We start from the raw sequence: 14,572 nt of genomic DNA on the forward strand, positions 1-14,572 counted from the left end.
GAAAACATTCATGGAAGAAGAAAAGCAGTGTTTCGCGTGTGGCGAATTTTCATGCACGCAAATGCCATTTTTATCCGGGTCAGCGAAATCTACGCATGGTGTGGACAGACGCCATGCGTGATGTCGGTGGCTGCCTTCAGGCAACGGACTTCTCACGTACCCCTGGGTTACCCAATGTCGTACGGGTAATAACAGGATGGACTCTGGCAGTGAAGGCCAGGGTCAGAACAGGAGTAGGGAAGGAATACAGAGAGACAATAATAATGGTAGATAGCAAGAAGCGCCCTGGCAAAGATCTCGACCGCATCGATCGTAATATTTTGAATGAATTGCAAAAAGACGGGCGTATTTCCAACGTCGAGCTTTCTAAACGGGTGGGACTTTCTCCGACGCCTTGCCTTGAGCGTGTGCGTCGACTGGAAAGACAGGGTTTTATTCAGGGCTATACAGCGCTGCTCAACCCGCATTATCTGGATGCATCACTTCTGGTATTTGTTGAGATTACTCTGAATCGTGGCGCGCCGGATGTGTTTGAGCAATTTAACTCCGCTGTGCAAAAACTTGAAGAAATTCAAGAGTGTCATCTGGTATCCGGAGATTTCGACTATCTGTTGAAAACCCGCGTACCGGATATGTCAGCGTATCGTAAGTTACTGGGCGAGACCTTGCTGCGCCTACCGGGCGTAAATGACACCCGTACCTACGTGGTAATGGAAGAAGTCAAGCAAAGTAATCGTCTGGTAATCAAGACGCGCTAACACGGAACAGGTGCAAAATCGACGTAGTTTGATTACACTCCTGTTAATCCATACAGCAACAGTGCCGGGGAGACCCGGCACTGTTGTCCGTTTTAGCTGCAGGCAGGAAACAGCCTGATACCTGGAGAGCCTTTCTTGAGCCAGGAATACACTGAAGACAAAGAAGTCAAATTTACAAAGCTTAGTAGTGGGCGTCGACTCCTTGAGGCGTTACTCATTCTTTGCTCCCTTTTTGCCATCTGGTTGATGGCGGCCTTACTCAGCTTTAATCCCTCGGATCCGAGCTGGTCACAAACTGCATGGCACGAACCTATCCATAACATAGGTGGAATACCAGGCGCCTGGCTTGCCGATACGCTATTTTTCATTTTTGGCGTAATGGCATACACCATCCCGGTCATCATCATCGGTGGCTGCTGGTTTGCATGGCGTCATCAGGAAAACGACGAATATATTGACTACTTCGCCGTGTCATTACGCTTGATTGGTGCATTAGCACTGATCCTCACCTCGTGTGGGCTGGCGGCCATTAATGCTGATGATATCTGGTATTTCGCCTCTGGTGGCGTGATTGGTAGTCTGCTGAGCACCACGCTAAAGCCGTTGCTCCACAGCAGCGGTGGGACGATCGCGCTGCTATGTATCTGGGCGGCTGGTCTGACGCTGTTTACCGGCTGGTCCTGGGTTAGCATCGCTGAAAAGCTAGGCGGCGCGATCCTTTCGGTATTAACTTTCGCCAGCAACCGTACCCGTCGCGACGATACCTGGGTCGATGAAGGGGAATATGAAGATGATGAAGATGAATATGAAGACGATGATTCTGCGAAACCGCAAGAGTCGCGTCGTGCACGAATTTTACGTAGCGCTTTAGCACGCCGTCAGCGCCTGGCTGAGAAGTTTTCCAACCCGATGGGGCGCAAGACCGATGCGGCGTTGTTCTCCGGCAGGCGTATGGATGATGCCGAAGAAGACGTTCAGTACAGCGCTAGCGGCGCACCCGTGGCGGCTGAAGACGTACTTTTCTCTGGATCCAGCGCTGCGCGTCCGGCGGATGCTGATGATGTACTATTTTCTGGCGCTAGCGCGGCACGGCCGGGTGATTTTGACCCATACGATCCGCTGCTGAATGGCCACAGCGTTGCCGACCCGGTTGCAACCGCTGCATTGGCAACCAGCGCGCCGCAAGCGTGGGCTGAGCCAGTGGCAGGACATGAGGCCCAGCCAACGTATCAATCCGAACCTGCTTACCAGCCGCAGCATGCATATCAGCCGGAACAGGCCCCGATGCAGCAGCCAGCTTATCAGCCTGAACCCGCTTACCAGCCGCAGAACGTGTATCAGCCGGAACAGGCCCCGATGCAGCAGCCAGCTTATCAGCCTGAACCCGCTTACCAGCCGCAGAACGTGTATCAGCCGGAACAGGCCCCGATGCAGCAGCCAGCTTATCAGTCGGAGCCCGCTTACCAGCCGCAGCAGGCGTATCAGCCGGAACAGGCCCCGATGCAGCAGCCAGCTTATCAGCCTGAGCCCGCTTACCAGCCGCAGCATGCATATCAGCCGGAACAGGCCCCGATGCAGCAGCCAGCTTATCAGTCGGAGCCCGCTTACCAGCCGCAGCAGGCGTATCAGCCTGAACAGGCCCCGATGCAGCAGCCAGCTTATCAGCCTGAGCCGTACGCTCCCGCTCCTGTCGTGGAGCCTGAGGCCCCGCAAGAGGAAGTGAAGCCGCAGCGTCCGCCTATGTATTACTTTGAAGAGGTTGAAGAGAAGCGCGCGCGTGAACGTGAACAGCTTGCCGCGTGGTATCAGCCCATTCCAGAGCCTGTTAGCCCGGTAGCGACAAAACCGATCGCGCCGCCAACGCCATCGCCGGTTGATGCCGCAGTAGTCAGCACGCTGGCTGCAGGCGTCCATCAGGCAACTGGCGCAGGTGCCGCTAGCGCTGTGGTGGCTTCCGCCGCATCTGCGGCGTCCAGCGCTGCGCCGTTATTTAGCCCCGTATCTGGTGGTCCTCGCGTGCAGGTAAAAGAGGGCATAGGTCCGAAATTGCCGCGCCCAAATCGTGTTCGTGTGCCAACGCGTCGTGAGCTCGCCTCCTATGGCATTAAACTGCCATCGCAACGAATGGCTGAGGAACGTGCTCGTCAGGCTGAGCACCAGCACTACGATGATGAGCCATTAACCGATGAAGAAGTTGCTGAACTTGAGCAGGGTGAACTGGCGCGTCAGTTTGCCGCCTCTCAAAACCAGCGTTATAGCGAAACCTACGGTGCTGACGTTGCAGATGAAGTAGAGGATGATGAAGATTCTGTCGCTGAGGCCGAACTCGCTCGTCAGTTTGCTGCGACTCAGCAGCAGCGCTATGCAAGCGAACAACCACCGGGTTCTCATCCGTTCTCTCCGGCAGATTATGAATTTTCGCCGATGAAAGCGTTAGTTGATGATACGCCGAGCGAGCCGATGTTCACGCCGATGCCGGAAGTGCAACAGCCTGCTCATCAGTATCAGCAGCCAATCCAGCATCAGCAGCCTGTACATCATGCGACACATCCGCAGATGCCTCAGCAACAGATGCCGCCTCAGCCTGTGCAGCAGCAGGTTTATCAGCCGGTTCAACAGCAACCGGTACAGCATCCGCAAATGGCTCCTCAGATGACGCAGGTTCCAGGTGGTTATCCGCAGCAGCCTGCGCCTCAGAGTCATGTGGCGCAACAGCCAGTACCACAGCCGCAGGAAAGTCTGATTCATCCGCTGTTGATGCGTAATGGCGATAGCCGTCCGCTACAAAAACCGACTACGCTACTGCCGTCTTTAGATCTGCTGACGCCGCCGCCGTCTGAAGTTGAGCCAGTCGATACTTTCGCGCTGGAGCAAATGGCGCGGCTGGTCGAAGCGCGTCTGGCTGATTTCCGCATCAAAGCCGATGTGGTGAACTACTCGCCAGGCCCGGTTATCACCCGCTTTGAGCTGAATCTGGCTCCTGGGGTGAAAGCAGCGCGAATTTCCAACTTGTCGCGAGATTTGGCGCGTTCGCTGTCTACCGCCGCTGTGCGCGTCGTGGAAGTTATTCCAGGCAAGCCTTATGTGGGTCTGGAACTGCCGAACAAAAAGCGTCAGACCGTTTACCTGCGCGAAGTGCTGGATTGTGCGAAATTCCGCGACAATCCTTCGCCGCTGACCGTTGTTCTGGGTAAAGATATTGCAGGCGAACCGGTTACCGCTGATTTGGCAAAAATGCCGCACCTGCTGGTCGCCGGTACCACCGGTTCCGGTAAATCGGTCGGGGTCAACGCCATGATCCTCAGCATGCTCTATAAAGCGCAGCCGGAAGATGTGAAATTCATCATGATCGACCCGAAAATGCTAGAGCTGTCGGTTTATGAAGGGATCCCGCATCTGTTGACGGAAGTCGTTACGGATATGAAAGATGCAGCCAACGCATTGCGCTGGAGCGTTAATGAGATGGAACGTCGTTATAAGCTCATGTCTGCTCTGGGCGTGCGTAACCTGGCGGGCTACAACGAGAAAATTGCTGAAGCCGCACGCATGGGACGGCCAATTCCCGATCCGTACTGGAAACCCGGCGATAGCATGGATGCCACCCATCCGGTGCTGAAAAAAGAGCCTTACATTGTGGTTCTGGTCGATGAATTTGCTGACCTGATGATGACCGTCGGCAAGAAAGTAGAAGAGCTGATTGCTCGTCTGGCGCAGAAGGCGCGTGCCGCAGGGATTCATCTGGTACTGGCGACCCAGCGCCCTTCGGTTGACGTTATTACCGGCCTTATCAAAGCGAACATTCCGACGCGTATTGCCTTTACCGTGTCGAGTAAAATTGACTCGCGCACCATCCTTGACCAGGGCGGAGCGGAATCACTGCTGGGGATGGGCGATATGCTCTATTCGGCGCCAAACTCGACGATCCCAGTGCGTGTTCATGGTGCCTTTGTTCGCGACGAGGAAGTGCATGCTGTGGTTCAGGACTGGAAAGCTCGTGGACGTCCGCAGTATGTTGATGGAATTACCTCCGATAGCGAGAGCGAAGGCAGCGGCGGTGGCTACGAGGGCGGCGAAGAGCTTGATCCGCTATTCGATCAGGCCGTCAACTTTGTAACCGAAAAACGCAAAGCCTCTATTTCCGGGGTGCAGCGTCAGTTCCGCATCGGCTATAACCGTGCTGCGCGTATCATCGAACAGATGGAAGCTCAGGGCATTGTTAGCGAACAAGGTCATAATGGTAACCGTGAAGTGCTGGCTCCGCCGCCTTTCGAGTAACGGCAAAGTTGGGTAAATAAGTGAAAATCAGCCTGTTCTGCTGTTACGCCGCCGTTGGCGGTCCTACATTAGGAGCAGAAGAGGCTCCCGCGTCGGGAGTGACGCACATTAAGGACGCACATTAAGGAATAACAATGAAAAAACTCGCAATCACCTGTGCATTACTGTCCGGTTTTGTCGTAAGCCAGGTATGGGCGGATGCCGCCAGCGATTTAAAAAGCCGCCTTGATAAAGTGAGCAGTTTCCACTCCAGCTTCACGCAGAAAGTGACCGATGGTAGCGGCAATGCCGTGCAGGACGGGCAGGGTGACCTGTGGGTCAAGCGCCCAAATCTATTCAACTGGCATATGACTCAGCCGGATGAAAGCGTGCTGGTTTCTGATGGTAAAACCCTGTGGTTCTACAACCCATTTGTCGAGCAGGCTACCGCCACCTGGCTGAAAGACGCCACCAGCAACACGCCGTTTATGCTGATTGCCCGTAACCAGTCCAGCGACTGGCAGAACTACAACATCAAACAGAATGGTGATGATTTTGTTCTGACGCCGAAAAACGGCAGTGGTAACCTGAAGCAGTTCACCATCAACGTCGGCCGTGACGGTACGATTCATCAGTTCAGCGCCGTGGAACAGGACGATCAACGCAGCAGCTATCAGCTGAAATCGCAACAAAATGGTGCTATCGACGCATCTAAGTTCACCTTTACGCCGCCGCAAGGGGTTACGGTGGACGATCAACGTAAGTAGAGGCGAATGTGGGCAATCTGTCGCTCGATTTTTCCGACAACGCATTTCAACCACTGGCCGCCCGTATGCGGCCAGAAAATTTAGCACAGTACATTGGCCAGCAGCATCTGCTGGCAACCGGTAAGCCGTTGCCGAGGGCAATTGAAGCCGGTCATCTGCACTCCATGATCCTGTGGGGACCGCCGGGTACCGGAAAAACTACGCTGGCTGAGGTCATTGCCCGCTATGCCAGCGCCGACGTAGAACGCATCTCGGCAGTGACCTCCGGCGTGAAAGAGATCCGTGAGGCCATTGAGCGGGCGCGTCAAAACCGCAACGCAGGCCGCCGCACGATCCTGTTTGTCGACGAAGTTCACCGTTTCAATAAAAGTCAGCAGGATGCCTTTCTGCCGCATATTGAAGACGGGACCATCACCTTTATCGGCGCGACAACGGAAAACCCTTCCTTTGAACTCAACTCTGCACTGCTATCTCGCGCACGTGTTTATTTGCTGAAATCGTTAACCAGCGATGATATTGAGCAGGTGCTTCACCAGGCAATGAGCGACAAGACGCGCGGCTACGGCGGGCAAAATATCGTTCTGCCGGACGAGACGCGCAAGGCCATTGCCGATCTGGTAAACGGTGATGCGCGCCGGGCGCTGAATACTCTGGAAATGATGGCCGATATGGCCGAAACCGATGCTTCCGGTAATCGAGTGCTGAACGTTGAGTTGTTGACAGAAATTGCCGGAGAACGCAGCGCGCGGTTTGATAATAAAGGCGACCGTTTCTACGATTTAATCTCCGCACTACACAAATCGGTTCGCGGGAGCGCACCGGACGCGGCCCTGTACTGGTATGCGCGAATTATTACTGCCGGTGGCGATCCGCTGTATGTGGCTCGGCGCTGTCTGGCGATTGCTTCGGAAGACGTCGGCAATGCCGACCCGCGGGCGATGCAGGTCGCCATTTCCGCCTGGGACTGCTTCACCCGCGTCGGCCCTGCTGAAGGCGAGCGGGCGATTGCGCAGGCGATTGTCTATCTTGCCTGCGCGCCAAAAAGCAACGCGGTTTACACGGCATTTAAAGCGGCGATGGCTGATGCTCGCGAGCGTCCTGACTATGATGTACCGGTGCATTTGCGTAATGCACCAACCAAACTGATGAAAGAAATGGGCTACGGGCAAGAGTATCGCTATGCGCACGATGAACCCAATGCTTATGCCGCGGGAGAGCAGTATTTCCCGCAGGAAATGGCACAAACACGCTATTATCAGCCGACAAACCGGGGCCTGGAAGGCAAAATAGGCGAAAAGCTCGCCTGGTTAACCGAACAGGATCAAAATAGCCCGATAAAACGCTACCGATAATTGGGGCGTTGCGGTAAGGTTGTCACAATATTTCCGTGGTCGCATCTGCGGCCATTTTTCTTTATTAATTCGATAAGCACAGGATAAGCATGCTCGATCCCAATCTGCTGCGTACCGAGCCAGACGCAGTCGCAGAAAAACTGGCACGCCGGGGCTATAAGCTGGATGTAGATAAACTTCGCGCTCTGGAAGAGCGTCGTAAAGTTCTGCAGGTTCAAACTGAAAACCTGCAGGCGGAGCGCAACTCCCGATCGAAATCCATAGGCCAGGCGAAAGCGCGTGGGGAAGATATCGAGCCATTACGCCTGGAAGTGAATAAGCTCGGTGAACAGCTCGATGCTGCGAAGGCCGAACTGGATACACTACTGGCGGAAATCCGTGATATCGCGCTGACTATCCCTAATATCCCGCACGACGATGTTCCGGCCGGTCGCGATGAAAACGATAACGTTGAAGTTAGCCGCTGGGGTACGCCGCGTGAGTTTGATTTTGACGTTCGCGATCACGTGACGCTGGGCGAAATGCACGGAGGCCTGGACTTTGCCGCCGCCGTGAAGCTGACCGGTTCCCGTTTTGTGGTGATGAAAGGCCAACTGGCTCGCCTGCATCGCGCGCTGGCGCAGTTTATGCTGGACCTGCACACTGAACAGCACGGCTATAGTGAAAACTATGTTCCGTATCTGGTTAACCAGGAGACGCTGTACGGTACGGGTCAGTTGCCGAAATTCGCCGGTGATCTGTTCCACACTCGTCCGCTGGAAGAAGAAGCGGACAGCAGCAACTACGCGCTGATCCCGACGGCGGAAGTCCCGCTGACCAACCTGGTTCGTGATGAGATCATCGACGAAGACGATCTGCCGATCAAAATGACCGCGCATACGCCATGCTTCCGCTCCGAAGCGGGCTCCTACGGTCGTGACACTCGCGGCCTGATCCGTATGCACCAGTTTGACAAAGTTGAAATGGTACAGATCGTGCGTCCGGAAGATTCAATGGTGGCGCTGGAAGAAATGACCGGGCATGCGGAAAAAGTTCTGCAATTACTGGGTCTGCCGTATCGTAAAGTGGCTTTGTGCACTGGTGATATGGGCTTTAGTGCATGCAAAACCTACGATCTGGAAGTGTGGGTTCCGGCGCAGAACACCTACCGCGAAATTTCTTCCTGCTCCAACGTCGGGGATTTCCAGGCGCGTCGCATGCAGGCTCGCTGCCGCAGCAAGTCTGATAAGAAAACTCGCCTGGTGCACACGCTGAACGGCTCTGGCCTGGCGGTCGGACGCACGCTGGTCGCCCTGATGGAGAACTATCAGCAGACTGATGGCCGCATTGAGATCCCGGAAATTCTGCGCCCGTATATGCGCGGCCTCGAATTCATCGGCTGATTTTCGATAATCGTCCTAAAAGCGCCTTCAGGCGCTTTTTTTTTACCCCCTTCTTGATACCGGGCAATAATCGCCTCAGTGAATACGAAGATACTCCCTTTGGATTAACCAGTATAAAAAACTAATAAAGGCTAATTTAGTTATATATTAATCTATATAGCGGTTTTCAGTTAATTGTGAGCAACCAAAGCGAGTATCTATGAAAACCAAAACCCCCGATGCTTTACTGGCTGCCGAGGTGAGCCGGCGTGGTTTAATGAAAACCACGGCGATTGGCGGGCTGGCGATGGCCAGTAGCGCTTTTACCTTACCCTTCGCGCGCATTGCCTGTGCTGCGGACACCCAAATTCCTGTTAGCGAAACGGTCACCTGGAGCGCCTGTACGGTTAACTGTGGTAGCCGCTGTCCGCTGCGTATGCATGTGGTTGATGGCGAAATCAAATATGTCGAGACCGATAATCTCGGCGATGATAACTATGATGGTCTGCACCAGGTTCGCGCCTGTCTGCGCGGTCGCTCGATGCGTCGGCGCGTCTATAATCCCGATCGCCTGAAATATCCGATGAAGCGCGTTGGCAAACGTGGTGAAGGTAAGTTTGAGCGCATCAGTTGGGAGGAAGCGTTCGATACTATTGCCAGCAATATGCAGCGCTTGATTAAAGACTACGGTAACGAATCGATCTATCTGAACTACGGTACCGGAACACTGGGTGGTACCTTGACGCGTTCCTGGCCACCGGGGAAAACCCTGATTGCCCGCCTGATGAACTGCTGCGGCGGTTATCTCAATCATTACGGCGACTACTCTACCGCACAAATTGCCGCGGGCCTGAATTACACCTACGGCGGCTGGGCTGATGGCAATAGCCCTTCGGATATCGAAAACAGTAAGCTAGTGGTGCTGTTTGGCAACAACCCCGGTGAAACCCGAATGAGCGGCGGCGGGGTGACCTACTACCTGGAGCAGGCGCGAGAGAAATCTAATGCCCGGCTGATCATTATCGATCCTCGCTACACCGATACCGGCGCCGGACGTGAAGACGAGTGGATCCCCATCCGACCTGGTACTGATGCCGCACTGATTTCCGCGCTAGCGTGGGTGATGATTAGCGAAAATCTCGTTGATCAGCCTTTCCTGGATAAGTACTGCGTAGGCTATGACGAGAAAACGTTGCCGGAAGGTGCGCCAGCCAATGGCCACTATAAGGCCTATATTCTCGGTCAGGGCAAAGATGGTATTGCGAAAACCCCTGAGTGGGCGTCGACGATTACCGGCATCCCGCAGGCGCGTATTGTGCAACTGGCGCGTGAGATTGCTGGTGCCAAGCCTGCCTACATTTCTCAGGGCTGGGGCCCGCAGCGTCACGCCAACGGTGAGCTGGTTTCCCGTGCAATCTCTATGCTGGCAATTTTGACGGGCAACGTAGGGATCAACGGCGGGAATACCGGTGCACGTGAAGGTTCATATTCGCTGCCATTTGAGCGCATGCCAACGCTGAACAACCCGATCGAGACCAGCATTTCCATGTTTATGTGGACCGATGCTATTGAACGCGGGACCGAAATGACCGCGCTGCGCGACGGCGTGCGCGGCAAAGATAAGCTCGATGTGCCCATCAAAATGGTCTGGAACTATGCCGGTAACTGCCTGGTTAACCAGCACTCAGAAATTAACCGTACCCATGAGATCCTGCAGGATGACAAAAAGTGCGAGATGATCGTGGTCATCGATTGCCATATGACCTCGTCGGCGAAATATGCCGATATTCTGCTGCCGGATTGTACGGCTTCGGAACAGATGGATTTTGCCCTGGATGCTTCCTGCGGCAACATGTCTTACGTTATTTTTGCCGACCAGGCGATCAAACCTCGCTTTGAGTGCAAGACCATCTACGACATGACGACGGAACTGGCAAAACGCATGGGCGTTGAGCAACAGTTTACGCAAGGGCGTACTCAGGAAGAGTGGTTACGTCATCTCTATGAGCAATCCCGTAAAGCGATTCCTGAGCTATTGCCGTTTGATGAATTCCGTAAACAAGGAATGTTCAAACAGCGCGATCCTGAAGGGCATCACGTAGCCTACAAGGCTTTCCGCGAGGATCCAGTGGCTAACCCGTTAACCACTCCGTCAGGGAAAATAGAGATTTACTCTGCACAGCTAGCGGAGATTGCTGCGACCTGGGAGCTAAAAGAAGAAGACGTTATCGATCCGCTGCCGATCTATAGCCCAGGGTTCGAAAACTATAACGATCCTTTGACTAAAAATTATCCGCTACAACTTACCGGTTTCCACTACAAAGCGCGCACCCACTCAACCTACGGCAACGTTGATGTACTGCAAGCCGCTTGCCGTCAGGAGATGTGGATTAACCCACTCGATGCGAAGAAACGCGGGATCGCCAATGGCGAACGTATCCGCATTTTCAACGACCGTGGTGAAGTGCATATCGAAGCTAAAGTGACACCGCGAATGATGCCTGGCGTTGTCGCGTTGGGAGAGGGGGCCTGGTACAACCCGGATGCAGGTCGCGTGGATCAGGCGGGCAGCATTAACGTGCTGACCACCCAACGCCCATCGCCGCTGGCGAAAGGCAACCCATCGCATACCAACCTTGTCCAGGTTGAAAAGCTGTAAGGAGTGACCGATGACAACTCAATATGGATTTTTTATTGATTCCGCCCGTTGCACCGGTTGCAAAACCTGCGAACTGGCTTGTAAAGACTACAAAAATCTCACGCCGGATGTGAGCTTCCGCCGCATTTACGAATACGCCGGTGGCGACTGGCAGGAAGATAACGGCGTCTGGCAGCAAAACGTTTTTGCCTACTATCTCTCTATCGCCTGTAACCATTGTGAGGATCCGGCCTGTACCAAGGTTTGTCCAAGCGGTGCGATGCACAAGCGTGAAGATGGCTTTGTGGTGGTGGATGAAGATGTGTGTATTGGCTGTCGCTATTGCCATATGGCCTGTCCGTACGGTGCGCCACAGTACAATGTGGCGAAAGGGCATATGACCAAGTGTGATGGTTGCCATGAACGCGTAGCGGAAGGCAAAAAACCGATCTGCGTGGAATCTTGTCCGCTGCGCGCGCTCGATTTTGGCCCTATTGAAGAACTGCGTAAAAAACACGGTCAGTTGGCTGCTGTTGCGCCGCTACCTGCCGCGCATTTCACTAAGCCGAGCATTGTAATAAAACCTAACGCCAACAGCCGTCCGTGTGGTGATACCACCGGCTATCTGGCCAACCCGAAGGAGGTGTGAAATGGGGAGTGGATGGCATGAATGGCCGTTGATGATTTTCACGGTCTTTGGTCAATGCGTTGTGGGGGGCTTTATTGTGCTGGCCCTTGCGCTAATGAAGGGTGACCTTTCGCAAGAGCAGCAGCAGCGAGTGGTGTGGAGCATGTTCGGCCTGTGGGTGCTGATGGGGATTGGCTTTATTGCCTCGACCCTGCATCTGGGGTCGCCGATGCGTGCTTTTAATTCGTTGAACCGCGTGGGGGCTTCGTCGCTCAGTAATGAAATCGCCAGCGGGGCGCTGTTCTTTGCCGTTGGTGGTATTGGCTGGCTGTTAGCGGTGGTCAATAAGCTACCATCGGGACTGCGTAGCCTCTGGCTGGTTATTACTATGGTGCTGGGGGTCATCTTCGTCTGGATGATGGTTCGCGTGTATAACACCATTGATACGGTGCCTACCTGGTACACTGTCTGGACGCCGCTTAGCTTCTTCCTGACGCTGTTTATCGGCGGCCCACTGCTGGGGTATCTGCTGTTGCGCGTTGCAGGCGTTGATGGTTGGGCGATGCGTCTGCTACCTGCAGTGACTCTGCTGGCGCTGGTGGTTAGCGTGACCGTTGTGCTGATGCAGGGGAGCGAGCTGGCCACCATTCATAGCTCTATTCAGCAGGCCTCGGCGCTGGTGCCGGATTACGGCTCGCTGATGGCCTGGCGTGTCGTTGCGCTGGTGCTGGCGCTGGTATGCTGGATTACTCCACAGCTCAAAGGTTATCAGCCTGCCTTACCGCTGCTGGGTCTGGCATTTGTGCTGGTTCTGGTGGGTGAGATGATTGGCCGCGGCGTCTTCTATGGTCTGCATATGACCGTTGGGATGGCTATCGCCAGTTAATAATCTTTATCGCGCCAGAAATAAGTACTCTGGCGCGATAAAAAGTGCTGCTGATTCATGAAATATTTCTACTGACATTCCCGCCTCTTTTTTCTAATAAATTAATAAAAACAATGGAATAATATAAATAACCATTCTGTTGTCGAACCGCTGGATAAAAAACTTCTATCGTTCGCCCGCAAACCGCGTCAGGCCTGACTTCAGGTGGATTGACAATGTTTACAGCAGTGGCATGATGCGCACGAAATCTGAACTCCATCACGGTTTATACCCATGACCATCTACACCCGGCCAGTGCAAATGTTGCTCTGTGGCCTGCTTTTATTGACCCTGGCAATAGCGGTTTTAAATACGCTCGTCCCGCTTTGGCTCGCCCATGAAAATATGCCTACCTGGCAGGTTGGGATGGTGGGATCGTCCTATTTCACTGGCAACCTGGTGGGAACGCTGTTGGCCGGATGGGTGATTAAGCGTCTGGGTTTTAACCGTAGCTATTATCTGGCATCGATGATTTTTGCCGTTGGCTGCGTGGGTCTTGGTATCACTATTGGCTTCTGGACGTGGTTTAGCTGGCGTTTCATCGCGGGCGTGGGCTGCGCGATGATTTGGGTGGTAGTTGAGAGCGCGCTGGTCTGTAGCGGCACCTCACGTAGCCGTGGTCGCCTGCTGGCGGCGTATATGATGATTTATTATGTCGGCACGGTGCTGGGCCAATTAATGGTCAGCAAACTGCCGACGGATTTGATGAGCGTACTACCGTGGGTGACTGCGCTGGCCCTTGCGGGCATTCTGCCGCTGCTGTTCACCCGCGTGGCAAATCAAGCTGATGAGCAACATGAACCCGCACGTATCTGGCCAATGTTAAGGCTGCGCCAGGCGCGTCACGGAGTTAACGGCTGCATTATCTCCGGCATAGTCCTCGGTTCATTGTACGGACTGATGCCGCTATGGCTGAACCATAAGGGCGTCAGCGATTCGGGCATCGGCTTTTGGATGGCGGTGATGGTAAGCGCGGGTATTGTTGGGCAGTGGCCCATTGGTCGACTGGCCGATCGCTATGGCCGCCTGATGGTCCTGCGTGTCCAGGTTTTTGTGGTGATTCTGGGCTGTCTGGCTATGCTAAGCCAAGCCGCAATGGCGCCTGCGCTGTTCGTGCTTGGCGCTTCCGGCTTCACGCTCTACCCAGTCGCTATGGCCTGGGCTTGTGAAAAAGTGGAACGTCATCAGCTGGTGGCGATGAACCAGGCGCTGTTGATGAGCTACACCGTTGGTAGCCTGCTTGGTCCGACGCTTACCGCCATGCTGATGCAAAATTTCTCAGACAATCTGCTGTTTATCATGATTGCCAGCGTCTCCTTTATCTACCTTCTGACGCTGCTGCGCAAAGCCGGACATCATCCGACCCCGGTGGCGCACGCCTGATTCAAGCAATAGTCAGGGGATACATCCCCTGACTATTGGTGAGAAGCGATAAGCGCCGCAAACTGGGCCCTATCCTGAACCGTAGTGAATTGTTGTAGCCTGTCCCCCTCATCCAGCCAGCACACTAACCGCTGGATCGTTTGAATATGCTGTTCGCTATCCGCTGCCGCCAGCACCACTATCAGCCGTATACCGGGATAGCCGGGAAATTCAACGCCTTCTTCGCAACAAAGCAACGAAAGTACACTGCTCTGGCTTAACACGCCTTCTTGCGGACGCGCGTGCGGTAGCGCAAATTCCGGGCTGAGTATGTACCAGGGACCGTGTTGTTCCGTGGCACTGATAATTGCCTGAGCATAACTTTCGGTGATTTTTCCTTGCTGTTCGAGAGGACGGCAGGCGAGATGAATGGCATTGCGCCAGTCCAGACCGCTACTGGCATACTGACAGGCGGAAAATAACGCATTTTCCATATTGGACCTCTTTAATAACGGAGCCGATCGGCA

General features: G+C 54.3%; 10 protein-coding genes. 9 read left to right on the plus strand and 1 reads right to left on the minus strand.

Annotated features, from left to right (window positions below; all coding sequences use genetic code 11):
• The first annotated feature begins 263 nt into the window (after nucleotides 1–263).
• The 9 genes from lrp to HV127_RS17680 all read left to right on the plus strand — a co-directional run bounded on the left by lrp (nucleotide 264) and on the right by HV127_RS17680 (nucleotide 14,066).
• The gene (gene lrp / locus HV127_RS17640; protein WP_002439523.1) at nucleotides 264–758 is read left to right on the plus strand and encodes a leucine-responsive transcriptional regulator Lrp; all 495 of its coding nucleotides are present in this window, start codon (nucleotides 264–266) and stop codon (nucleotides 756–758) included.
• Between the two features lie 135 nt (nucleotides 759–893).
• Entirely contained in the window at nucleotides 894–5,033 is a 4,140-nt protein-coding gene (ftsK, locus tag HV127_RS17645) for a DNA translocase FtsK (protein ID WP_182237586.1), read from the plus strand.
• A 134-nt stretch (nucleotides 5,034–5,167) separates the two neighbouring features.
• Nucleotides 5,168–5,779 (plus strand): outer membrane lipoprotein chaperone LolA, encoded by a 612-nt coding sequence (gene lolA / locus HV127_RS17650; RefSeq protein WP_110275200.1) that lies wholly within the window; start codon nucleotides 5,168–5,170, stop codon nucleotides 5,777–5,779.
• 8 nt (nucleotides 5,780–5,787) lie between these two features.
• A complete protein-coding gene (rarA, locus tag HV127_RS17655; protein ID WP_182237588.1) occupies nucleotides 5,788–7,131 on the plus strand; it encodes a replication-associated recombination protein RarA in 1,344 nt (447 codons plus the stop codon).
• Between the two features lie 89 nt (nucleotides 7,132–7,220).
• Nucleotides 7,221–8,513, plus strand: coding sequence for a serine--tRNA ligase (gene serS, locus HV127_RS17660; protein WP_182237590.1), 1,293 nt, complete (start codon nucleotides 7,221–7,223; stop codon nucleotides 8,511–8,513).
• A 199-nt stretch (nucleotides 8,514–8,712) separates the two neighbouring features.
• Nucleotides 8,713–11,151 (plus strand): dimethylsulfoxide reductase subunit A, encoded by a 2,439-nt coding sequence (dmsA, locus tag HV127_RS17665; RefSeq protein ID WP_182237592.1) that lies wholly within the window; start codon nucleotides 8,713–8,715, stop codon nucleotides 11,149–11,151.
• A 10-nt stretch (nucleotides 11,152–11,161) separates the two neighbouring features.
• On the plus strand, nucleotides 11,162–11,779 hold the full coding sequence (locus tag HV127_RS17670; protein ID WP_182237594.1) for a DMSO/selenate family reductase complex B subunit: 618 nt from the start codon (nucleotides 11,162–11,164) through the stop codon (nucleotides 11,777–11,779).
• Nucleotide 11,780: 1 nt separating this feature from the next.
• A complete protein-coding gene (locus HV127_RS17675; protein WP_182237596.1) occupies nucleotides 11,781–12,644 on the plus strand; it encodes a dimethyl sulfoxide reductase anchor subunit family protein in 864 nt (287 codons plus the stop codon).
• 273 nt (nucleotides 12,645–12,917) lie between these two features.
• Nucleotides 12,918–14,066, plus strand: coding sequence for an MFS transporter (locus HV127_RS17680; RefSeq protein ID WP_112214648.1), 1,149 nt, complete (start codon nucleotides 12,918–12,920; stop codon nucleotides 14,064–14,066).
• 32 nt (nucleotides 14,067–14,098) lie between these two features.
• On the opposite strand, the gene HV127_RS17685 is transcribed toward HV127_RS17680, so the two are convergent.
• On the minus strand, nucleotides 14,099–14,539 hold the full coding sequence (locus HV127_RS17685) for a PTS sugar transporter subunit IIA (protein ID WP_182237598.1): 441 nt from the start codon (nucleotides 14,537–14,539) through the stop codon (nucleotides 14,099–14,101).
• Nucleotides 14,540–14,572 lie beyond the last annotated feature (33 nt).

Source organism: Klebsiella sp. RHBSTW-00215, assembly GCF_014103785.1.
Classification (GTDB): Bacteria; Pseudomonadota; Gammaproteobacteria; order Enterobacterales; family Enterobacteriaceae; genus Klebsiella.